Here is a 22,061-nt window from a genome sequence, read left to right as displayed (position 1 = left end):
GCGGATGACGCGTCCCGCGGTGCGGAAGGCGTCATCCGCGCACCCTGTCGAGGGGGCGTCAGCCGCTGGCGAGCGCGGCCAGCCGGTCGCCGACCTGCTGGGTGCGGATCTGCTGCTGCGGGTCGCGGGTGGACAGGTCGAAAGCGACCGCGGCGTTGACCTTCTTGGCCTGCTCGGCGCGCCCGAGGTGCTCGAGCAGCAGCCCCACCGACAGCACGGTGGCGGTCGGGTCGGCGATGCCCTGGCCGGCGATGTCCGGCGCGGAACCGTGCACCGGCTCGAACATGCTCGGGTTGGTGCCCGAGGCGTCCAGGTTGCCGCTGGCGGCCAGCCCGATGCCGCCGGTCACCGCGGCGGCGATGTCGGTGACGATGTCGCCGAACAGGTTGTCGGTGACGATGACGTCGTAGCGGCCCGGGTCGGTGATGAAGAACATCGAGGCGGCGTCGACGTGCTGGTAGGCGACCTGGACGTCGGGGAACTCCGCGGAGACCTCCTCGACGACGCGCGACCACAGCCCGCCGGCGTGGGTGAGCACGTTGGTCTTGTGGATCAGCGTCAGGTGCTTGCGCGGGCGGGTGACGGCCCGCTCGAAGGCGTAGCGGACGACGCGCTCGACGCCGAACGCCGTGTTGAGGCTGACCTCGGTGGCGATCTCGTGCGGGGTGTCCTTGCGCAGCACGCCGCCGTTGCCGACGTAGGGCCCCTCGGTGCCCTCGCGCACGCACAGCATGTCGATCGGGCCGTCGGCCGCCAGCGGTCCGCGGACGCCGTCGAACAGCTTGGCCGGGCGCAGGTTCACGTGGTGGTCGAGCTCGAAGCGCAGCCGCAGCAGCAGCCCGCGCTCGAGGATGCCCGGCGGCACGCTCGGGTCGCCGATGGCGCCGAGCAGGATCGCGTCGTGCTGGCGCAGCTCGTCGAGCACGGTGTCGGGCAGCAGCTCACCGGTCCGCTGCCAGCGGGCCGCACCCAGGTCGTAGGGGGTGGTCTCGAGGTCGGGGGCCACCTCGGAGAGGACCTTGAGGCCCTCCGCGACGACCTCCGGGCCGATGCCGTCGCCAGCGATCACTGCCAAGCGCATGGGGGAACTCCTGGTCTCAGAGGGTGTCGAGGTCGGCGGCGCGGGCCTCGCGGGCGCCGATGCGGCCCGCGATGGACTCGAGCAGCTCGGGGCTGACCGGGCTGTCGACGGTGACGGCCATGAGCGCCTCGCCACCCTCGGTCGTGCGGCTGACCTGGGCGCCGGCGATGTTGATGCCGGCCTCCCCGAGCGCCGCACCGACGGCGCCGACGACGCCGGGCCGGTCCTCGTAGGTGAAGAACAGCAGCCGGCCGTCGGCGGCCAGGTCGATCTCGAAGCCGGCGACCTCGGTCAGCCGGGCGACCTGGTTCTTGCCGTAGAGCGTGCCGGAGACCGAGACCTGGCGGCCGTCGGCCATGGCGCCGCGCACGGTCACCAGGTTGCGGAAGGTGGGGCTCTCCAGGTCGCTGGTCAGGCCGACCTCCAGCCCGCGCTGCTCGGCGAACAACGGTGCGTTGACGTAGGTGACCTGCTCCTCGACGACGTCGGAGAAGACGCCCTTGAGCACCGCCAGCTGCAGCACCGAGTCGTCGAACTCGGCGAGCTTGCCGCGCACCTCGACGGTCAGCGACTGGGCCAGCCCGCCGGCGACGGCGGTGAACGCCCGGCCGAGCTTCTCGGCCAGCGGCAGGCCCGGGCGCACGTCCTCGGCGACGACACCGCCGGCCTGGACGTTGACCGCGTCGGGGACGAACTCGCCCTGCAGCGCCAGGCGCACCGAGCGGGCGACGGCGGTGCCGGCCTTGTCCTGCGCCTCGGTGGTCGAGGCGCCCAGGTGCGGGGTGACGACGGTGTTCGGCAGCCCGAACAGCGGGCTGTCGGTGCACGGCTCGGTGGCGTAGACGTCCAGTCCCGCAGCACCGACCTGGCCCGAGCGCAGCGCGTCGGCCAGCGCCGCCTCGTCGACCAGCCCACCGCGGGCGGCGTTGACGATGATGACGCCCTTCTTGGTCAGCGCCAGCTGCTCGGCGCCGATGAGCCCGAGGGTCTCGGGGGTCTTGGGCAGGTGGATGGAGATGAAGTCCGCCTCGCGGAGCAGCTCCTCCAGAGAGACCAGCCGGACGCCGAGCTGGGCGGCCCGGCCGGGCTGGATGTAGGGGTCGTAGGCGATGAGCTCGACGCCGAAGGCGGCCAGCCGCTGGGCGAACAGCACGCCGATGCGGCCGAGGCCGACGACGCCGACGGTCTTGTCGGTGACCTCGACGCCCATGAACTTCGAGCGCTTCCACTGGCCCTCGCGCAGCGTCGCGTCCGCGGCGGGGATCTGGCGCGCGGCGGCCAGCAGGAGGGCGACGGCGTGCTCCGCGGCGCTGACGATGTTCGAGGTCGGCGCGTTGACGACCATCACGCCGCGCTCGGTGGCCGCGGGGACGTCGACGTTGTCCAGGCCGATGCCGGCGCGCGCCACGACCTTGAGGTTCGGCGCCGCGGCGAGGGCCTCGGCGTCGATCTGGGTGGCGCTGCGGATCATCACCGCGGCGGCGTCGGCCAGCGCGGGCAGCAGCGCCGACCGGTCGGCGCCGTCGACGTGGCGGATCTCGACGTCGGTCCCGAGCACCTCCAGGACGCTCGGGGCGAGCTCTTCGGCGATCAGGACGACGGGCGCGGTCCCCCGCACGGTGGCTGTCACGGCTCGACAGCCTAGGGAGGACGCCACCCGCGGGAACGTCCGGGTGCATGGTGTGGGACGGCGGTCCCACTGAGCGGGACAGCCGCCCGAGCTCTTGCCGCCGGCCCCGCGGACCGCTCATCCTGGCCGCGTCGCGGCATCCGCCGCGCCGACCGAGGGAGGACGACGTGACGCAGCCCCCCGGGGACCTGCCCCGCCTCCCGGAGGACCCCGCCTGGAGCCGGGGGCCGCACGGCGGCCGGTTCGGCTACGCCGGGTACCCACAGCAGCAACCGCACGGGCATCTCGCACCCCCGCCCCGTCGGCCGGGCACGGTCGTCGCGGCCGCCGTCCTCGGGTTCGTGTTCGGCGCCTTCGGTCTGGTCGTGGCGCTCGGCGCGCTGGTCCTGGGCGCGATCGCAGGCAGCCTGGACGACGACTCCTCACCCGCCGGGTTCGACGGCCTCGCCGACGCGGCGGTCGCGGTGGCGGTGGTCGTCGCGCTGCTCGCGATCGCGTGGGCGGTGCTGCTCATCTGGGGCGGGGTGTGGGCGCTGACCGGGCGCAGCCGGGTGCTGCTGCTGGTGGGCGGCTCGATCGCGCTCGTCGTCACCACGCTGGGGTTCCTCGGCAGCGTCAACAGCACGAGCGGCGGCGACGTCGTCGTCAACCTGCTGCTCTTCGCCGGGGCCCTGGCGATCGTGCTGCTGCTGTCCCTGCGGCCGTCCGCCGACTTCTTCGCCGCCTCCCGGGGCCGCCGCGGCTCCTGAGGCCCGGGGCCCGGAACCCCTACACTCCGGCCCGACGACCCGCCGCCGTGGCGGGCGGCCCAGGAGGACGCTGCGCGATGACGACCCCACCCCCCGGCTACGACCCGAACGTCCCGCCCGAGGACCAGCCGGGCTGGGGCACGACCCCCCCGCCGGCCGGCTACGGCCAGGCCCCGGGCTACGGCCAGGCCCCGGGCTACGGCCAGGCCTACCCCGCGGCTCCCGGCTACGCCGGCCCGTCGGGCGCCTCGCCGCAGATGGACATCGCCACTGCGGTGCGCAGCGTCCTGGGCCAGTACGCGAACTTCACCGGCCGGGCCCGGCGCTCGGAGTTCTGGTGGTTCTACCTGGCCAACTTCCTGGCCTCGGTCGTCGCCTCGATCATCGACCAGGTGCTCGGCGTGCCGCTGCTGCAGATCGTCGTCGGCCTCGGGCTGCTCATCCCCGGCCTCGCCGTGGGCGCCCGCCGCCTGCACGACATCGGCAAGTCCGGCTGGTGGCAGCTCATCGCCCTGGTGCCGCTGGTCGGCATCATCGTGCTGATCGTGTTCTGGGCCCAGGACGGCGACCCGGCGCCGAACCAGCACGGTCCCTCGCCGAAGTACCAGGCGGCTGGCGGCTACGGCTACTGACCCGGTAGGAACGCAGAAGGGCCCCGTCACCGCGAGGTGACGGGGCCCTTTCACGTGCTGGATCAGCGCGCGGCGGTCCCGGTGTAGTCGTCCTCGGCGGACACCCAGCTCATGAGGCCGCGCAGCTTGCGCCCGGTCTCCTCGATCGGGTGCGCCTCGGCGGCGGCGCGCTTGGCCTTGAAGTCCGGCGCGCCGGCGTCCTGGTCGGCGATGAAGGCGGCAGCCCACGAGCCGTCCTGGATCGCGGTGAGGACGTCCTTCATCGACTCCTTCACGCGGGCGTCGATGACCTTCGGGCCCGAGGTGTAGTCGCCGTACTCGGCGGTGTCGGACACCGACCAGCGCTGCTTGGCGATGCCGCCCTCGTACATCAGGTCGACGATCAACTTGAGCTCGTGCAGGCACTCGAAGTAGGCGACCTCGGGCTGGTAGCCGGCCTCGGTGAGGGTCTCGAACCCGGCGGTGATCAGCGCGCTGGCGCCACCGCAGAGCACGGCCTGCTCGCCGAACAGGTCGGTCTCGGTCTCCTCGGCGAAGGTCGTCTTGATGACGCCGGCGCGCGAGCCGCCGATGGCCTTGGCGTAGGACAGCGCGAGCGCCTGGGCGTTGCCGCTGGCGTCCTGCTCGACGGCGATCAGGCAGGGCACGCCCTTGCCGTTCTCGAACTCGCGGCGCACCAGGTGGCCGGGGCCCTTGGGGGCGACCATGGCGACGTCGACGCCGGCCGGGGGCTGGATGTAGCCGAACCGGATGTTGAAGCCGTGGCCGAAGAACAGCGCGTCGCCGTCCTGGAGGTTCGGCTCGACCGACTCCTTGTACAGCCCGCGCTGCACGTGGTCGGGCGCCAGGATCATGATCAGGTCGGCCTCGGCGGCCGCCTCGGCCGGCGTGACGACCCGCAGGCCCTCGGCCTCGGCCTTGGCCCGGCTCTTGCTGCCCTCGGGCAGGCCGACGCGGACGTCGACGCCCGAGTCGCGCAGCGACAGCGCGTGCGCGTGCCCCTGGCTGCCGTAGCCCAGGACGGCGACGGTGCGCCCCTGGATGATCGAGAGGTCGGCGTCGTCGTCGTAGAAGATCTCGGCGGCCATGCTGTGGTGTGTCCCTTCGGTTGTTTCGAGCGGGTGACTCAGGCGGTGCGCTCGACGGGGCGCAACGTACCGGTGCCGGACATGGACCGCGGGCCGCGGCCCAGGGCCACGGTGCCCGACTGCGCCATCTCCTTGATGCCCAGCGGGGCGAGGACGGCGAGCAGCGCCTGCAGCTTGTCGGGGGTGCCGGTGGCCTCGAGGGTCACCGTCTCCGGGTTGACGTCGATGACGCGGGCCCGGAACAGCTCGGCGGTCTGGAGGACCTGGGTGCGCTCGGCCAGCGGCGCGCGCACCTTGACCAGGAGCAGCTCGCGCTGCACCGCGGCGCCGGTCTCCAGCTCGACGATCTTGATGATCTCCACCAGCTTGTTCAGCTGCTTGGTGATCTGCTCGAGCGGCTGGGCCTCGGCCTCCACGACGATCGTCATGCGCGACAGGCCGGGGTTCTCGGTCGGGCCGACGGCGAGGGACTCGATGTTGAAGGCGCGCCGGCTGAACAGCGCCGAGACGCGGGCCAGGACACCGGACTTGTTCTCGACCAGCACCGAGAGCGTGTGGCGGGGCATCAGACCTGACCCTCTCCGAAGACGGGCCGCACGTCGCGCGCGGCGAGGATGTCGTCGTTGCTCGCGCCAGCAGCCACCATCGGCCACACCTGCGCGTCCGAGCCGACGATGAAGTCGATGACGACGGGGGCGTCGGTGATCGCCATGGCCTTCTCGATCACGGCGTCCACGTCGTCCTTGCTCTCGCAGCGCAGCCCGACGCAGCCCAGCGCCTCGGCCAGGGCCACGAAGTCGGGGATGCGCACCGGCTTGGGCGTGCCGTCGGCGTTCTGCGGGTGCAGCTTGGTGTTGGAGTAGCGGCCCTCGTAGAACAGGGTCTGCCACTGCCGCACCATGCCGAGGTTGCCGTTGTTGATGACCGCGACCTTGATCGGGATGCCCTCGATGGCGCAGGTGGCCAGCTCCTGGTTGGTCATCTGGAAGCAGCCGTCGCCGTCGATCGCCCACACGGTGGTCTCCGGCATGCCCTGCTTGGCGCCCATGGCCGCGGGGACGGCGTAGCCCATCGTGCCGAGGCCGCCGCTGTTGAGCCAGGTGCCGGGCTTCTCGTACTTGATGAACTGCGCGGCCCACATCTGGTGCTGACCCACGCCGGAGGTGTAGATCGCGTCCGGGCCGGCGATCGCGCCGAGCCGCTCGATGACGTACTGCGGCGAGAGCGCGCCGTCCTCGGGCTCGTCGTAGCCCAGCGGGTACCGCTCGCGCCAGGTGTCCAGCTGCGCCCACCAGGCCGCCAGGTCGGGGGTGCGCCCGGCCTCGTGCTCGGCGCGCAGCGCGGTGACCAGCTGGCCGATGGTCTCCTTAGCGTCACCCACGATCGGCACGTCGGCCTTGCGGTTCTTGCCGATCTCGGCCGGGTCGATGTCGGCGTGCACGACGAGCGCGTCGGGCGCGAAGCTCGACAGCTGGCCGGTCACCCGGTCGTCGAAGCGGGCGCCCAGGGCCACGAGCACGTCGGACTTCTGCAGCGCGGTCACCGCGGCGACGGTGCCGTGCATGCCGGGCATGCCCAGGTGCTGCGGGTCGCTGTCGGGGAACGCGCCGCGGGCCATCAGCGTGGTGACGACGGGCGCGCCGGTCAGCCGGGCGAGCTCGGCCAGCTCCTCGGTGGCACCGGCCTTGAGCACGCCGCCGCCGACGTAGAGCACCGGCCGGCTCGCACCGGCGATCAGCGTCGCGGCCTCGCGGACCTGCTTGCCGTGCGGCCGGGTGGTCGGCCGGTAACCCGGCAGGTCCATCCGCGGCGGCCAGGCGAAGTCCGTCGTCGCCTGCAGCACGTCCTTGGGGACGTCGACCAGGACCGGGCCGGGCCGCCCGGTGGAGGCCAGGTGGAAGGCCTCGGCGATGCGCTGCGGGATGTCGGCGGCGTCGGTGACCAGGAAGTTGTGCTTGGTGATCGGCATCGTGATGCCGCGGATGTCCGCCTCCTGGAAGGCGTCGGTGCCGATCGCGCCGCTGGGCACCTGACCGGTGATCGCGACGATCGGGACCGAGTCCATGTAGGCGTCGGCCAGCGGGGTGACCAGGTTGGTCGCACCGGGGCCGGAGGTCGCCATGCAGACGCCCACCCGCCCGGTGGCCTGCGCGTACCCGGTGGCGGCGTGCCCGGCGCCCTGCTCGTGGCGCACCAGCACGTGCCGGACCTTCGAGTCGAACAGCGGGTCGTAGAGCGGCAGGATCGCGCCGCCGGGGATGCCGAAGACGACGTCGACGCCGATGGCCTCCAGCGAGCGGACGAGGCTCTGCGCCCCGGTGATGCCCGTGGCCGGCTCGTGGGCGGCCTCGTCGAGGGAGCGGGCCGTCGTCTCGACGCCCGTGAGGGCGGTGGCGGCCTCGCGGGTGGCGGACTCGCTCTGGCTGGTGGTCATCCGGGGTTCTCTCCTGGCCGTGCGGGACGGTGCGGGTGTGCGGTGCGGGCGTCGACAGCTGTCGGGCAACAAAAAACCCCTCGTGCCGCAGGCACGGAGGGGTCAGCGCGTCGGTCGGGTGGACCGGCGCGCTACGGAACTACGAGGAGGCTGCGGGAGCGGCCGTCGACGAGCGGGCAGGCGTGGGGCACCTCCACACTGTGCGCCTGCCGACGGCCGGCCGTCAACCAGCCCGTCCCACTGGCTGGGCATTGGTGTCCAGATCCACACCGCGGTCGGCGAGGACGGCCTCCGCGTCGAAGCCGGCGAGCACCTCCTGGAGCGAGCCGGCGTCGACCGGCCGGCCGAACAGCCAGCCCTGCATGAACCGGCACCCGCGCTACTCGAGCAGGCGCCGCTGGCCGGCGGTCTCCACGCCCTCCGCGACGACGTCCAGGCCCAGCCGCCGGCCGAGGTCCAGGACGCCGGCCACGAGGGTGGCCCCGCGCTCGTCGTGCTCGATGTCCGCGACGAACGCGCGGTCCAGCTTGAGGATCTGCACCGGCAGCCGGGACAGGTAGGCCAGCGACGAGTAGCCGCGGCCGAAGTCGTCGACCGAGAGCACGCACCCCATCTCGCGCAGCGTGGCGAGGTCGCTCTCGAGCCGGTCCTCCGCGTCGAGCATCACCGACTCGGTGATCTCGAGGATGAGCTTGTGCGGCGGCAGGCCGGACTCCGCCAGCGCGACGGCCACGTCGGGGGCCAGGCAGCCGGCCTGCAGGTGGCGGACCGAGACGTTGACGCTCGTCATGACCTGGAACCCGGCGGCGAGCAGCGCCGCGGCGTCGCGGGTCGCCCGCCGCAGCACCCAGCGCTGCAGCGCGACGATCAGGCCCTCGTCCTCGGCCAGGGAGATGAACTCGTCGGGCGGCACGGTGCCCAGCACCGGGTGGTCCCAGCGGACGAGGGACTCCAGGCCCAGGATGCGCCGCTCCTCGATCCCGACCACCGGCTGGTAGACCATCCGGAAGTGCTCCTGGTCCAGGGCGGCGGGCAGGTCGCGGGCGAGCCGGGCACGGCGGCCCATCGCGGAGTCGGTGGCCCGGGCCGCCGTCCGGACGCAGGACTTGCCGTCGGCCTTGGCCGCGCGCAGCGCGATGTCGGCCTGCCGGATGGTCTCCGACGCCTCGTCGTCGGCGTCCAGGGCGGTCGCGCCGACGCTGCCGCCGACGTCGAAGACGACCCCCGCCGCGCGGGCGGCGTCGGGCGCGGCGCGGACGGTGCGCAGGTCGGCGACGACGCGCTCGGCCAGACCCACGGCGTCCTCCAGCGGACCGCGGACCAGGACGGCGAACTCGTCGCCGCCGAGCCGGGCGACCAGGTCGCCGTCGCGGACCGCGGCGCGCAGCCGGCCGGCGACCTGCACCAGCAGGTCGTCCCCCGCGTCGTGCCCGGCGACGTCGTTGACCAGCTTGAAGCCGTCCAGGTCCAGCAGCAGGAACGAGGCCGGCTCGCCCTGGGCGGCCCGGGCGCGGGCGTCGGCGAGCGCCGCCATGAGCCGCGCCCGGTTGGGCAACCCGGTCAGGTAGTCGGTGTAGGCCATCCGCTCGAGGTCGCTGCTGCGCCGCCCGTCGGCGTCGCGCAGGTGCAGGACGGTGCCGTCGCCGCGGCCGGCGCGCTCCCCCGCCGCGTCCGCGGGCAGCACCGAGGAGGAGGCGGCGCGGACGACCTCGAACCGGTGCCAGGCACCGGTCCTGCCGCGCAGCCGGAAGACCGGCGCCGGCCCGTCCGCGCCCGCCGGGACGCTGTCGCTCCGCCGGTCCAGGGCCACGTGCAGCTCGTGGCGGTCGTCGGGGTGCACGACGTCGCGCAGCGCCCGGCCCTCGAGGTCGGGGGGCAGCCACGCCGTGATCTCGGGGGTGGCTGCCCCGGCCCAGGTCACCTGGCCGGCGGCGTCGAGCACGACGGTGACGTCGGCGGCGTGGTGGACCAGCGTGCGGAAGTAGGCCTCGGTCCGCAGCACCTGCCGGGTCAGGCGGGCGCCGTCGGCCGCCCAGACCAGCGTGCGGGCGAGGGTCAGCAGCATGAGCACGACGAGCGGCAGCGCCTCGAGGGTGCGCAGCGGCTGCCCGGCGGCCATGCCGCCCAGCACGAGCAGGAGCACGCCGAAGCCGAGGCAGCAGCTGACCACGACGCCGAACAGGGGCACCGACGAGGCGCCGAGGGCCTCCGTGGCGCCCCGCGGGCCGGGGTCGGCGGCCAGCGCGAGCGTCGCGGCCGCGAGCACGCCGAGGTAGGCGGTGGTCGCGACGGCGTCCAGCAGCGCGGAGGGCCCGGCCACCGCGAGGGCGCCGACGGTCAGGGTCACCGCGAGCGAGGTGAACCCGGCCAGCACCCAGCCGGCCGCGCGCCGCCGCGGCGGGGAGACGGCGCCGACGGTGACCAGACCGACGGCGCAGAGGACGGCGGTGACGACCGGGTAGTAGACGGTGAGCAGCTGGTCCCCCGGCGCCCCGTCGGGGCCGGGGGTGAGCGGCACCAGCAGCTGGACCAGCACGCCGAGCGCGACGAGGGCGACCAGCGCGTCCAGCACGACCTGCACCCGCAGCCGGCCGCCGGTCGAGCGCATGAGCCGCACGCAGAGCAGGACCACCACCGGTCCGGTGGCGGCCAGGAAGAGATCGGCGGGCCCGGCGGCGGTGGGGTTCACGCCGGCCCCCGTGAGCGCGCGCACCAGGTGGCCCAGGGCGAGCAGACCGCCGATGAGGGCGACCGACCGCCACGTGACGGCCGCCCGCGCATCGAGCCGGCGGCCGTGACGGGCGATCAGCGCGGTGAGGCCGGCGGTGGCCAGCGCGAGCCCCGCCGGACCGCTCCACCCGTTCCAGCCGGGGACGACGAGCTGCTGGACGGCGAGCACGACGGCGGTGGCCGCGAGCGCGACCACCAGCGGCCGGCGGGGCCACCCCGCCGCCGGGTGAGCGGTCACCGCGCACCGTCGCTCATCGGGAGCTGACCAGACCCGGCCACGCCGCCCCCGCCTCGTCGCGGAGCACGGCCACGAGCTGCTCGCGCGGCATCGGGCGGGCGAGCAGGAAGCCCTGCGCGTAGTCGCAGCCGAAGCTGCTCAGCACGGCGAGCTGGGCGGAGGTCTCCACCCCCTCCGCGATGACCGACATGCCCAGGGCCCGGCCGATGCCGAGGACCGACTCGCACAGCGCGCGCATCTTCGGGTCGCGGTCGATGCGGGACACGAAGGCGCGGTCGAGCTTGACCATGTCGATCGGCAGCCGCGTCAGGTGCGTCAGCACCGAGGAGTCGCCACCGAAGCCGGTGAGGCCCACGTGCACGCCCATGAGCCGGAGGGTCGCGACGTCGAGGGCGTCGCGCTCCTCGCGGGAGGTGACGGTCTCGTGGCTGATCTCGAGCACCAGCCGCTCGGGCGCCAGGCCGGAGCGGCGCAGCGCCGCCTCGACGTCGGCCACCATCGCGCCGGTGGCCACGTAGGCGGCCGGCGCGTCCAGGCCGATGAGCACATCGCCCGCGGACTCCGGCAAGACGGCGGCCGTCGTGACGGCCTCCTCCAGCGCGAAGCGCTGCAGCTCGCCCAGGAGGCCGGACTGCTCGGCGATCGGCAGGAACTCCGCCGGCGGGATCTCCCCCAGGGTGGGGTGCCGCCAGCGCAGCAGCGCCTCGACCCCGGACATGCGCCGGTCGGCGAGGGAGACGACGGGCTGGAAGAGCACGAACAGCTCGCCGCGGGCGCGGGCGGAGCGCAGGTCCTCGCGCAGCTGCTCGCGGCGCGCGGCGGCCTCGCCGAGGGCGGGGCGGTAGCGCTGCGCCATGCCCTGGCCGGCGGCGCGGGCGGCGCGCACGGCCAGGTCGGCGCGGGCCAGCAGGTCCTCGACCGCCAGGCCCGGGTCGAGCTCCACCAGGCCGACGCCGGCGGTGAGGTCGACGATGCCGGCGTCGGTCGGGATCGGCTGCTCGACGACGGAGAGGATCCGACCCGCCAGCCGGTCGGCGTCGGCGCCCTGCCCCGTGGTCAGGACGCCGAAGGAACCCCCGCCCATGCGGGCGACGACGTCGTCGCCGCGCACGGTGGCACGCAGCCGGCGGCCGATCTCGGCCACGACCGCACCGACCACGTCGCGGCCGGCGTGCTCGCGGGCCTCGAGGATCCCGTCGAGCTCGACCAGGAGCAGGGTGCCCGGTTCCTCGGCCCCGGCCGGGCCGGTCAGCCGCTCGCCGAGCAGCTGCAGCATCCCGGCCCGGTTGGGCAGGGTGGTCATCGGGTCGATGTAGGCGACGTTCTGCAGCGAGGCCTCGCGGGCCTGCCGCTCGGTCATGTCGCGGCACTGCAGGACGACGGCGCCCACGTCGGGGTCGTCGCGGAGGTCGGCGATGCCGGCCTCGAGGCAGCGCCACACGCCGTCGGTGTCCGCCAGCCGCAGGCCGAGCAGCGGCGAGACCGGCCCGCCGGGCACGAGGGCCTCCTCGATGGCGGCGGTGTCCTCCGGGTGCACGGCGTCGAGCAGGGGGCGGCCGACGAGCCCGGCCGCCGCGGCGCCCAGGACGCGGTCCAGGGCCGGGGAGGCCCAAGTGACGCGCAGGGCGTCGTCCAGCAGCACGACGGCGTCGGTGCCCGAGTGGACCAGCGAGCGGAAGTAGGCCTCGCTGCGGCGCAGCCGCGCGGACAGGCGCTGCTCCTGGCAGGCGGAGGTCCAGCGCTGCACGAGGGCCAGCAGGACGGCGAGCAGGAGCCCGGCCCAGGTGGCCACGTCCAGCTGCCGGCCCAGGAAGCGGACCACGCCGGCGGCCGTGACGGCGACGACCAGCGCGCCCAGCGGCAGCAGGTGGCCGATCTCGACGGTGCGCGAGACGGTGCGCGGCGCCGGCGGCGCGGCGTCCCGGCCGGGGTCGGTGAGCACGGCGAGCGCGAGCAGGAGCAGCCCGCCGGCGACGAGGAAGCGGGACAGCGCCACCAGCGCATCGGTGTCGGAGAGCACGGCGGACGTGCCCAGCCCGCGGCCGCTGGTGAGCAGCACGGTGCCGACCAGCAGCACCGCGGCCATCCGCCGGCGGGCCGGCTCGACGACGCCGAGCAGCACGAGGGCGGCGGTCATGGTCGCCGAGGTGACGGCGACGGCGGCGCCCAGGACGAGCCGCTCCCCCAGCTCCATGCCGGTCCACTCGCCGACGGGGCCGGCGACGAGCAGGCGGACCACCACCACGCAGGAGGTCAGGAACAGCGCGGCCTCGGCGGCGGCCAGGCGCCCGGTGCGCAGTCGCGACCGGCCCGCGAGCCCGAGCAGGGCGACGGTGGCGATCACGTAGCCGGGCACGGTCGGCAGCCAGCGCACGACGACCCGGTCCAGCGGGTCGGTGGCGTCCACGAGGGATGCCAGCACGGCCCCGAGCACCGGGAACAGCGGCGCGACGGCGAACATCCGCCAGGCGGCGGACCGCCCCGGCTGCCGTCCGGCTGTCCACAGGACGGCCGAGGTGATCAGTCCGACGAGGACGACGGCGAGGTCGCCGAGGTCACGGAGGGCAGGGGTTGCGGCGGCGGCGGTGCAGGCGATCCCAGCCGGCACGGCCACCGCGATCAACCACCAGCGACGCGGGTCCACACCGCCTTCTCGGCACCGGCGGGCGCCGGGCCGAGTCGTGCGGTGCGGACCTCACCCCAAGGGAGGGGGCGCCACGGGAGGGTCGATCAGCCGCAGATGGCGCCCTGCGCGGCCGAGCCGACCAGCTTCGCGTACTTGCCGAGGACACCGGTCGTGTAGCGCGGGGGCAGCGGCTCCCAGCCCTCCTTGCGGCGGGCCAGCTCCTCGTCGTCCACCAGCAGGTCCAGGGTGCGGGTGGCGAGGTCCAGGCGGATCCGGTCGCCGTCGCGGACGAACGCGATCGGCCCGCCGTCGGTGGCCTCGGGGGCGACGTGGCCGATGCACAGGCCGGTGGTGCCGCCGGAGAACCGGCCGTCGGTGAGCAGCAGGACGTCCTTGCCCAGGCCCGCACCCTTGATGGCGCCGGTGACCGCGAGCATCTCGCGCATGCCGGGGCCGCCGCGCGGGCCCTCGTACCGGATGACGACGACGTCACCGGGCTGGAGGGTGCCGTCGGTGACGGCGTCCATGGCGCCCTGCTCGCCGTCGAACACGCGGGCGGTGCCCTCGAAGGTCGTGGACTCGAAGCCAGCGGACTTCACGACCGCGCCCTCGGGGGCCAGCGAGCCGCGGAGGATGTCCAGCCCACCGGTGCGGTGGATGGGGTCGTTCATCGCGTGGATGATCGCGCCGTCGGGGTCGGTGGGGGCGAGGTCGGCCAGGTTCTCCGCCATCGTCCTCCCGGTGACGGTCAGGACGTCGCCGTGGAGCAGGCCGGCGTCCAGCAGCGCCTTGAGGACGACGGGGACGCCGCCGACGCGGTCGACGTCGGTCATGACGAACCGGCCGAAGGGCTTCACGTCGGCCAGCAGCGGCGTGCGGTCGCCGATCCGGTTGAAGTCCTCGAGCGTGAGGTCGACCTGCGCCTCGTGCGCGATCGCCATCAGGTGCAGGACGGCGTTGGTCGAGCCGCCGAGGGCCATGACCACGGTGATCGCGTTCTCGAACGCCTTCTTGGTCATGATCTGGCGGGCGGTGATGCCGTGGCGGAGCAGGTTGACGACCGCCTCGCCCGACGCCACGGCGTAGTCGTCGCGGCGGCTGTCGGGCGCCGGCGGGGCGGCGCTGCCGGGCAGCGCCATGCCGAGGGCCTCGGCGACGCTGGCCATCGTGTTGGCGGTGTACATGCCGCCGCACGACCCCTGTCCGGGGCAGGCCGCCTTCTCGATGGCGGTGAGCTCGTCGCGGCTGATCAGCCCGCGGGCGCAGGCGCCGACCGCCTCGAAGACGTCGATGATCGTGAGGTCCCGGTCGTCCAGCTTCCCGGGCATCGTGGAGCCCGAGTAGAGGAAGACGCTGGCCAGGTCCAGGCGGGCGGCGGCCATGAGCATGCCGGGCAGGGACTTGTCGCAGCCGGCCAGCAGCACCGAGCCGTCGAGCCGCTCGGCGAACATGACGGTCTCGACCGAGTCGGCGATGACCTCGCGGGAGACCAGCGAGGCGCGCATGCCCTCGTGGCCCATGGAGATGCCGTCGGAGACCGAGATGGTGCCGAACTCCATCGGGAACCCGCCGGCGGCGCGGACGCCGTCCTTGGCCCGCTGGGCCAGGCGCTGCAGCGACAGGTTGCAGGGGGTGATCTCGTTCCAGGACGAGGCGACGCCGATCTGCGGCTTGACCATGTCCTCGTCGCCCATGCCGACGGCGCGGAGCATCGCGCGGGCGGGGGCCTTGGCGTCCCCGTCGGTCACCTCGAAGCTGCGCGGCTTCATGGGGCTGCGGGTCGCGCTGGCCGAGTCGTTGCCTGGGATGAGGTCCTCGCCGGTCGTCACGGGCACCGATGCTAGGCCGGTGCTCCCGGCCACGTTCCCGGCGGTGGGAGGATCACCTCCCGTGGCCACCCCCGCGCGCTTCCGCATGAACCGCACCTCGCTGCTGCCGGTGCTGGTGTTCGCCATCTGCCTGACCGCGCTGGCCGCCGCCTCGCTCTGGGCGCTGCTGCTGCTGGTCATCCCCGCGGTGGTCGCCCTCTGGGTGGTGCGCACCGGCTTCGACGTCGACGACGAGGCGATCACCGTGCGCACGCTGGCCGGCAGCCGCCGGGTGCCGTGGGCGGAGCTCGCCGGCGTGCGCGTCGGCGAGCGGGCCGACCTCTGGCTGGTCACCACCGGAGGCACCGAGGTGCGGCTGCCCGCGGTGCGCGCCCGCGACCTGCCCGCGATCGCGCACGCCTCGGGCGGCCGCATCCCCTCCCCCGCGCCGCCGGCGGACCGGTAGCGCCTGCGGCTCAGTAGCGGTCGACCACGTTCTCCAGCGGCCGGCCGTCGAGGATCCGGCGCAGCTGGTCGGTGACCGCCGCCGCGGCGCGGAGGTTCGTGCCCGGCACGTCGCCGCCGACGTGTGGGGTGAGCAGCAGGTTGGGCGCCGACCAGAGCGGGTGCCCCTCGGGCAGCGGCTCGGGCTCGGTGACGTCGAGGGCGGCGCGCAGCCGGCCCGACGTCAGCTCGGCGAGCAGGGCGTCGGTGTCGACGACCACGCCGCGGGCGGCGTTGACCAGCAGGGCGTCGTCCTTCATCGCGGCGAGGAACGCGGCGTCCACCAGGCCGGTCGTCTCGTCGGTCACCGGCACGATCACGACGACGACGTCGGCCTGCGGCAGCAGCTCGGGCAGCTCGCTGGTGGCGTGCACGCCGTCGCGGGCGGTGCGCGCGACGAAGGTCAGCTCGACGTCGAAGCCGGCCATCATCCGGCCGATCGTGCGGCCGATGTCGCCGGCGCCGACGACGAGCACCTTCGCGCCGACCAGGGAGTGGTGGGTGCGCGGGGTCCAGCGGCCGGCGTCCTGCTCGCGGACGAAGAACGGCATCCCGCGCTGGGCGGCCAGGGTGGCGGTCACCGCCCACTCCGCGGTCGAGGGCGTGTGCGCACCGCGGGCGTTGCACAGGGTGACGCCCTCGGGGAGCCGCCCGGCGAAGCGCTCGGCGCCGGCGCTGAGCAGCTGCACCACGCGCAGGTCGGGCAGCGCGGCGAAGAACTCCCCGTCGGGCACGTCGGCGCCACCGGAGCGCGGGACCCACACCCGGGAGCGGACGGCGTCGCCGCTGGGCGGGCCGTCGAGCACCGACCAGCGGTGCGCGCGCACCCGCGGCGAGACCGCCTCGACGGCAGCCGCCAGGGCGCGGGAAGGGACCAGGACGTCGAGCACCTCGTCGGGGCCGATCAGCGGTTCGCTCACGAGCGCCGAGACTAGGCGCAACCTCCGTCCGGCCCCGCGGTGCGCACGTACTGTGGGGGCATGCGGCGGGTCTCGGCGGGTGCGCTGCTGCTGAGCGCCGTCCTCCTCGCCGGGTGCGGCAGCGACGGCTACGAGCCGTCCGGGCCCTTCCGCCCGCTGCCCGAGGGCGCCCCACCCCGGGTCGGGCCGCCGCCGTCGTCGTCCGCGCCGGACCCCGACCGCCCGGCCGAGCCCGGCGCGGAGGAGTCCGACGGCGACCCCAACGTCGTCGCCTCCGGCCTCGCCGTGCCCACCGGGCTGGCGCTGCTGCCCGACGGCACCGCCGTCGTCGGCGAGCGGGACACCGGCCGCATCCTGCAGGTCTTCCCCGACCGCTCCCCCGCCCGCGAGCTGATGGTCGTGCCGGGCGTGGACCCGGCCGGTGACGGCGGGCTGCTCGGCCTGGCCGTCTCGCCCACGTACCTCGAGGACGGGTTGCTCTACGCCTACCTCTCCACCGGGACCGACAACCGGGTGGTGCGCTTCCCGATCGGGGGGACTCCGAACGCGGTGCTCACCGGTCTCCCGCGCGGCGAGGTGCACAACGGCGGCGGGTTGGTGTTCGGCGCCGACGGCAGCCTCTACGTCGGCACCGGCGACACGGGCAACCCGGCGCTGGGCACCGACCCGCTCTCCCTCGGCGGCAAGGTGCTGCGGATCGACGTCTTCGGGGGGCCGGTGGGCGCCGGGCCGGCCTTCACCAGCGGGCACCGCGACGTCACCGCCGTGTGACGTCGGCGAGGAGGACCGGCTGTTCGCCGTCGACGCCGCCCTCGACGGCCCCGACGAGCTGGACGCGCTGACCGAGGGCCGCGACTACGCCGTGACCGGCCCCGTCGTCGAGATCCCGCCCGGCGACGACGGCCTCGGCGGCTGCGCCGTCGCCGGCAGCGCGGTGTTCCTGGGCGCGCTCGACGGCCAACGGGTGCACGCCGTCCCGGTGGACGACGCGGGCGCGGTCGCCGGCGACCTCGAGGAGTTCCTCGGCGGCCGCTACGGGCGGCTGCGCACCGTCGTCGCCGACCCCCAGGGCGCGCTGTGGATCACGACGTCGAACCGCGACGGCATCGGCGCCCCGGCCGAGGACGACGACAAGGTGCTGCGCATCAACCCGCCGTCGTCCGCGGGCGGAAGTCCGCTCTAGGAGAGCCGCTCCTCGAGCATCCGCTTGACGGTGGCGGCGTCGGCCTTGCCGCGGGTGGTCTTCATGACCGCGCCCACGAGCGCGCCGATGGCCTGCACCTTGCCGCCGCGCACCTTCTCCGCGACGTCGGGGTTGCCCTCGATGGCCGCCTCGACGGCGCTGACCAGCTCGTCGGAGTCGCCCATGACGGCCAGCCCGCGCGCCTCGACCACGGCCGCCGGGTCACCCTCGCCGGCGAGCACGCCGTCGAGCGCCTGCCGGGCCAGCTGGTCGTTGATCGTGCCGGCGGAGATCAGCCCGATCAGCTCGGCGACCTGCTTCGGCGTGACGGCGAGCTCGCCCAGCTCGACACCGGTGTCGTTGGCACGGCGGGCGAGGTCACCCAGCCACCACTTGCGGGCGTCGGCGGGCGAGGCGCCCGCGGCGACGGTGTCGCTGACCAGCTCGACGGCACCGGCGTTGACCAGCCAGGCCATCTCGGTCGGCGAGATGCCCCACTCGTCGGAGAGCCGGGTGCGCCGGGCGGCGGGCAGCTCGGGCAGGGCGGCCTGCAGCGAGGCGACCCACTCCTCGTCGGGAGCGACCGGCACCAGGTCGGGCTCGGGGAAGTACCGGTAGTCGGTCGCCTCCTCCTTGCTGCGGCCGGGCGAGGTGCTGCCGGTGTCCTCGTGGAAGTGCCGGGTCTCCTGCGTGATCGTGCCGCCGGCATCGAGGACCGCGGCCTGGCGGCGCATCTCGAAGCGCACGGCGCGCTCGACCGAGCGCAGCGAGTTCACGTTCTTGGTCTCGGTGCGGGTGCCCCACTCCAGGCTGCCGATCGGCGCCAGGGAGGTGTTGACGTCGCAGCGCAGGTTGCCCTGCTCCATGCGCACCTCGGACACACCGAGCGCGACGAGGATCTCGCGCAGCTCGGTGACGTAGGCCTTGGCCACCTCGGGGGCCTTGGCGCCGGCACCCGGGATGGGCCGGGTGACGATCTCGACCAGCGGGATGCCCGCGCGGTTGTAGTCGATCAGCGAGTGGTCGGCGCCGTGAATCCGCCCGGTCGAGCCACCGACGTGCAGGTTCTTGCCGGTGTCCTCCTCGAGGTGCACGCGCTCGATCTCGACCCGGTACGTCTCGCCGTCCACCTCGACGTCCAGATGCCCGGCGGTGCACATCGGCTCGTCGTACTGCGTCGTCTGGAAGCCCTTGGGGATGTCCGGGTAGAAGTAGTTCTTCCGGGAGAACCGCGCCCACGTGGCGATCCGGCAGCCCAGCGCCAGGCCGATGCGGATCGTCGACTCGATCGCGGCGGCATTGGCCACCGGCAGCGAACCGGGCAGCCCCAGGCAGGTCGGGCAGGTCTGCGTGTTGGGCTCCGCGCCGAAGGTCGTGGCGCAGCCGCAGAACATCTTGGAGGCGGTGCCCAGCTCGACGTGGGTCTCCAGGCCGAACACCGGCTCGTAGCGGGTGAGGACCTCGTCGAAGTCGACGAGCCGGTCGGTGGTGCTGCTCACGGGGTGGGGCCTTCCTTGGGTGCGGGGGGCCGGCCTGCGGCTCGCTCGGCGCGGCCGGTGACCACGGCGCCGACGGCGGTGAGCACGCCCAGGACGAGGAAGACGGCGAAGACGGGGCGCCCGGAGGCGATCCAGCCGACGAGGCCGCCGACGATGACAAAGGCGGTCAGGCCCCAGGCGGCCTTCAGCGCGCCGCTCACGCCGCGCTCCCGGCCGGGCGGGCGGTGAGCTGGTCGAGGAACCGGGAGCCGCGGGCGGCGTCCTGAGCTGCCTCGAGCGCGGCGGCGACCTTGTAGCAGCGGTCGTCGGCCAGGGCCGGCGCCATGATCTGGAAGCCGACCGGCAGGCCCTCGGAGAGCCCGCAGGGCACCGAGATCGCGGGCACGCCGGCGAGGCTCGCCGGCAGCGTGCAGAGGTCGGCGGCGTACATGGCGATCGGGTCGTCCACGCGGGCGCCGACCGGCCAGGCGACGGTCGGGCTGGTCGGGCTGACCAGCACGTCCACGTCGTCCCAGGCGCTGGTGAAGTCGCGGGTGATAAGGGTGCGCACCTTCTGCGCCTGCCCGTAGTAGGCGTCGTAGTAGCCGCTGGACAGCGCGTAGGTGCCGAGGATGATCCGGCGCTTGACCTCGGGACCGAAGCCCTGCTCGCGGGTGAGCGCCATGACCTCGTCGAGGTCCCGGTCGCCGTCGTCGCCGACCCGCAGGCCGTACCGGACGCCGTCGAAGCGGGCCAGGTTGGACGACGCCTCGCTGGGCGCGATCAGGTAGTAGGCCGGCAGCGCGAGGTCGAACGCCGGGCAGGAGACGTGGCGGACCTCCGCGCCCAGGCTCTCCAGCAGCGCGACCGCCTCGGCGACGCGGGCGAGCACGCCCTCGTCGTAGCCGTCGGTGTGGCCCTCGCCGCCGAGCTCGGTGACGACGCCGACCCGCAGGCCGGACAGGCCGCCCTCGGCGCCGCGGCGGGCGGCCTCGGCGAGCACCGGCACCGGGGAGGCGATGGAGGTGGAGTCCAGCGGGTCGTGACCGGCGATGGCCTCGTGCAGCAGGGCCGCGTCGAGGACCGTGCGGGTCATCGGGCCGGCCTGGTCGAGGCTGGAGGAGAAGGCGATGAGGCCGTAGCGCGACACCGAGCCGTAGGTCGGCTTGTGCCCGACCAGGCCGGTGACGGCCGCGGGCTGGCGGATCGAGCCGCCGGTGTCGGTGCCGATCGCCCACGGGGCGAGGCCACCGGCGACCGCCGCCGACGAACCACCGGACGAGCCGCCGGGGATCCGGTCGTGGTCCCACGGGTTGCGGGTGACGCGGTAGGCGGAGTTCTCGGTGGAGGAGCCCATCGCGAACTCGTCCATGTTGGTCTTGCCCAGCAGGACGGTGCCGGCGTTCTTCAGCCGGGCGGCCAGCGTCGCGTCGTACGGCGGCCGCCAGCCCTCGAGGATCTTCGAGCCGCTGGTGGTGGGCACGCCCTCGGTGACGACGACGTCCTTCAGCGCCAGCGGGATGCCGGCGAGCGGACCGGTCGCGGTGCCGCCGGCGCGGGCGGCGTCGACCCGCTCCGCGGTGCGCAGCGCGGCCTCGCCGTCGACGTGCAGGTAGGCGCCGATCGCGTCGTCCTCGGCCTCGATGCGGTCCAGGTAGGAGCGGGTCACCTCGACCGCGCTGACCTCACCGCCGGAGAGCAGCCGGCCGAGCTCCGCGGCGTCGGTGGTCGTCAGGTCGCTCACGCTTCCTCCCCCAGGATGCGCGGCACGCGGATCCGGCCGTCCTCGGCGGCGGGCGCGCCGGCCAGCACCGCCTCGCGGGGCAGGCTGGGCCGGGCGACGTCCTCGCGGAAGACGTTGGTCATCGGCACCGCGTGCGTCGTCGGCGGGACGTCGGCGACATCGGCACCGCCCACCTGGGCGACGGCGTCCAGGACGGCGCCCAGCTGCCCGGCGAAGAGGTCCAGCTCCTCGTCGGTGACGGCCAGCCGCGCGAGGTGGGCGAGGTGCGCCACCTCGTCACGGGTGAGTCGGTCCTTGCGGGACGGCGTGCTCATGCGGGGCGGAACTCCACTTCGAGGGGCGGCTGGCCGGCGTCGACACCCCTCCGGGGACCGGCGCCTGACCGTCCCACTGTACGTGGGGGGTCTGCGCGCCTCGTCACCGTGAGAGGGTGCTCCCGCCTGCGATCAACGGAGATCGGCCCACGCCCGAGGACGTCCCGGAGGAACCGTGTCCTATCTCCTGCGCCTGGTCATGCCCGACCGGCCCGGCATCCTGGGCGCGGTCGCGACCGCGCTGGGCAGCGCCGGCATCGACATCGTGTCGCTCGACGTGCTCGAGCGGGGCAGCGGCGTGGCCGTCGACGACCTGGTCGTCGACCTGCCGCCGGACCGGCTGCCCGACGGCCTGATCACCGTCGCGCAGAGCGTGCCCGACGTGGTGGTCGAGTCGCTGCGCCCGTTCGCGGGGCCGCTCGACACCCACCGCGAGCTGGAGCTGCTGGACGGTCTCGCCCGCGCCGGCGAGGGGACCGCGGAGACGCTGCTCGCCGCGGAGCTGCCGCGGGTCTTCCACTGCGGGTGGGCGGTGGTCCTCGACTGCGGCCCCGGCTCGTGGGAGGTGCGTGCGGCGTCCGACGCGGCGCCGGCGTTCGACGGGCTGGAGCTGCCGTGGATGCCGCTGACCGCTCCCCGGCTGCTGCCCAGCGAGGACGAGTGGCTGCCCGAGCGCTGGCGGGAGATGGCGATCGAGATGATGGCGGCCCCGTACGGCGGGGACGCGTGCGCGGTGGTGCTCGGGCGCTCGGGTGGGCCGGCGTTCCGCCGGTCGGAGCTGCTCCGGCTGGTGCACCTCGTCGGCATCGCCTCGACCGTGGTGCACCTGCCGCCGGCCTGAGCTCCCTCTGCCGGGCGGCTCGCCCCGGCATACTGCTCCCCCGGTCCACCTGCGTTTTCTC

Annotated in this window: 20 protein-coding genes; 6 read left to right on the top strand and 14 right to left on the bottom strand. The window is 74.5% G+C overall.

Translation table 11 applies throughout. The features are described from left to right. Positions 1-58: 58 nt before the first annotated feature. Together JKP76_RS09685 and serA are read right to left on the bottom strand one after the other, a co-directional pair. Entirely contained in the window at positions 59-1,081 is a 1,023-nt protein-coding gene (locus JKP76_RS09685; RefSeq protein ID WP_200490658.1) for a 3-isopropylmalate dehydrogenase, read from the bottom strand. A gap of 16 nt (positions 1,082-1,097) precedes the next feature. Then, entirely contained in the window at positions 1,098-2,711 is a 1,614-nt protein-coding gene (gene serA / locus JKP76_RS09680; protein WP_309229849.1) for a phosphoglycerate dehydrogenase, read from the bottom strand. A 167-nt stretch (positions 2,712-2,878) separates the two neighbouring features. On the opposite strand from serA, the gene JKP76_RS09675 reads away from it, so the two are divergent. Both JKP76_RS09675 and JKP76_RS09670 read left to right on the top strand, forming a co-directional pair. Next, positions 2,879-3,460 carry a hypothetical protein gene (locus JKP76_RS09675; protein WP_200490657.1) on the top strand — a complete coding sequence of 194 codons (582 nt, stop codon included), beginning with the start codon at positions 2,879-2,881 and terminating at the stop codon, positions 3,458-3,460. 77 nt (positions 3,461-3,537) lie between these two features. After that, complete coding sequence (locus JKP76_RS09670) at positions 3,538-4,092, top strand: DUF805 domain-containing protein (protein ID WP_200490656.1); 555 nt, start codon at positions 3,538-3,540, stop codon at positions 4,090-4,092. Between the two features lie 62 nt (positions 4,093-4,154). Here JKP76_RS09670 and ilvC read toward each other — a convergent pair whose 3' ends face one another. The 7 genes from ilvC to ilvD form a co-directional block, all read right to left on the bottom strand. After that, on the bottom strand, positions 4,155-5,180 hold the full coding sequence (gene ilvC / locus JKP76_RS09665; RefSeq protein WP_200490655.1) for a ketol-acid reductoisomerase: 1,026 nt from the start codon (positions 5,178-5,180) through the stop codon (positions 4,155-4,157). A 38-nt stretch (positions 5,181-5,218) separates the two neighbouring features. Further along, the gene (ilvN, locus tag JKP76_RS09660; RefSeq protein WP_200490654.1) at positions 5,219-5,746 is read right to left on the bottom strand and encodes an acetolactate synthase small subunit; all 528 of its coding nucleotides are present in this window, start codon (positions 5,744-5,746) and stop codon (positions 5,219-5,221) included. Next, positions 5,746-7,614: an acetolactate synthase large subunit gene (locus JKP76_RS09655; protein WP_200490653.1), complete on the bottom strand. Its 1,869-nt coding sequence runs from the start codon at positions 7,612-7,614 to the stop codon at positions 5,746-5,748. Before JKP76_RS09655 ends, ilvN begins: the two co-directional genes overlap by 1 nt. Before the next feature lie 223 nt (positions 7,615-7,837). Further along, complete coding sequence (locus JKP76_RS09650) at positions 7,838-7,978, bottom strand: hypothetical protein (protein ID WP_200490652.1); 141 nt, start codon at positions 7,976-7,978, stop codon at positions 7,838-7,840. A gap of 15 nt (positions 7,979-7,993) precedes the next feature. Beyond that, the gene (locus tag JKP76_RS09645) at positions 7,994-10,582 is read right to left on the bottom strand and encodes an EAL domain-containing protein (protein WP_200490651.1); all 2,589 of its coding nucleotides are present in this window, start codon (positions 10,580-10,582) and stop codon (positions 7,994-7,996) included. 13 nt (positions 10,583-10,595) lie between these two features. After that, a complete protein-coding gene (locus tag JKP76_RS09640; RefSeq protein ID WP_200490650.1) occupies positions 10,596-13,196 on the bottom strand; it encodes a bifunctional diguanylate cyclase/phosphodiesterase in 2,601 nt (866 codons plus the stop codon). 116 nt (positions 13,197-13,312) lie between these two features. Then, positions 13,313-15,037 (bottom strand): dihydroxy-acid dehydratase, encoded by a 1,725-nt coding sequence (gene ilvD, locus JKP76_RS09635; protein WP_200490649.1) that lies wholly within the window; start codon positions 15,035-15,037, stop codon positions 13,313-13,315. A gap of 61 nt (positions 15,038-15,098) precedes the next feature. Between ilvD and JKP76_RS09630 the strand changes: the two genes are divergently transcribed. Continuing rightward, entirely contained in the window at positions 15,099-15,482 is a 384-nt protein-coding gene (locus JKP76_RS09630; protein WP_309229850.1) for a PH domain-containing protein, read from the top strand. A 10-nt stretch (positions 15,483-15,492) separates the two neighbouring features. Here the strand turns inward: JKP76_RS09630 and JKP76_RS09625 are convergent, their stop codons facing one another. Continuing rightward, entirely contained in the window at positions 15,493-16,440 is a 948-nt protein-coding gene (locus JKP76_RS09625; RefSeq protein ID WP_200490647.1) for a 2-hydroxyacid dehydrogenase, read from the bottom strand. A 60-nt stretch (positions 16,441-16,500) separates the two neighbouring features. Here JKP76_RS09625 and JKP76_RS20770 point away from each other — a divergent pair, with 60 nt between their 5' ends. Further along, the gene (locus JKP76_RS20770; RefSeq protein WP_242471247.1) at positions 16,501-17,211 is read left to right on the top strand and encodes a sorbosone dehydrogenase family protein; all 711 of its coding nucleotides are present in this window, start codon (positions 16,501-16,503) and stop codon (positions 17,209-17,211) included. Positions 17,212-17,302: 91 nt separating this feature from the next. Further along, the gene (locus JKP76_RS20765) at positions 17,303-17,623 is read left to right on the top strand and encodes a PQQ-dependent sugar dehydrogenase (RefSeq protein ID WP_309232900.1); all 321 of its coding nucleotides are present in this window, start codon (positions 17,303-17,305) and stop codon (positions 17,621-17,623) included. Here JKP76_RS20765 and gatB read toward each other — a convergent pair. Genes gatB through gatC form a run of 4 tightly spaced genes read right to left on the bottom strand, consistent with a single transcriptional unit; the run spans position 17,620 to position 21,159 of the window. After that, positions 17,620-19,122 carry an Asp-tRNA(Asn)/Glu-tRNA(Gln) amidotransferase subunit GatB gene (gene gatB / locus JKP76_RS09615; protein ID WP_200490646.1) on the bottom strand — a complete coding sequence of 501 codons (1,503 nt, stop codon included), beginning with the start codon at positions 19,120-19,122 and terminating at the stop codon, positions 17,620-17,622. The genes JKP76_RS20765 and gatB overlap by 4 nt on opposite strands. Beyond that, entirely contained in the window at positions 19,119-19,322 is a 204-nt protein-coding gene (locus JKP76_RS09610) for a hypothetical protein (protein WP_200490645.1), read from the bottom strand. Before JKP76_RS09610 ends, gatB begins: the two co-directional genes overlap by 4 nt. Continuing rightward, complete coding sequence (gene gatA, locus JKP76_RS09605) at positions 19,319-20,845, bottom strand: Asp-tRNA(Asn)/Glu-tRNA(Gln) amidotransferase subunit GatA (RefSeq protein WP_200490644.1); 1,527 nt, start codon at positions 20,843-20,845, stop codon at positions 19,319-19,321. The genes JKP76_RS09610 and gatA overlap by 4 nt, the downstream gene beginning before the upstream one ends. Beyond that, entirely contained in the window at positions 20,842-21,159 is a 318-nt protein-coding gene (gene gatC / locus JKP76_RS09600) for an Asp-tRNA(Asn)/Glu-tRNA(Gln) amidotransferase subunit GatC (protein WP_200490643.1), read from the bottom strand. Before gatC ends, gatA begins: the two co-directional genes overlap by 4 nt. A gap of 175 nt (positions 21,160-21,334) precedes the next feature. Here gatC and JKP76_RS09595 point away from each other — a divergent pair, with 175 nt between their 5' ends. Then, positions 21,335-22,000, top strand: a complete 666-nt coding sequence (locus JKP76_RS09595) for an ACT domain-containing protein (RefSeq protein ID WP_200490642.1) — start codon at positions 21,335-21,337, stop codon at positions 21,998-22,000. Positions 22,001-22,061 lie beyond the last annotated feature (61 nt).

Source organism: Blastococcus sp. TML/C7B, assembly GCF_016612845.1.
Taxonomy (GTDB): domain Bacteria; phylum Actinomycetota; class Actinomycetes; order Mycobacteriales; family Geodermatophilaceae; genus Blastococcus.
Note: the sequence above shows the minus strand (reverse complement) of the source record. Positions and strands in the feature narration are given on the sequence as shown.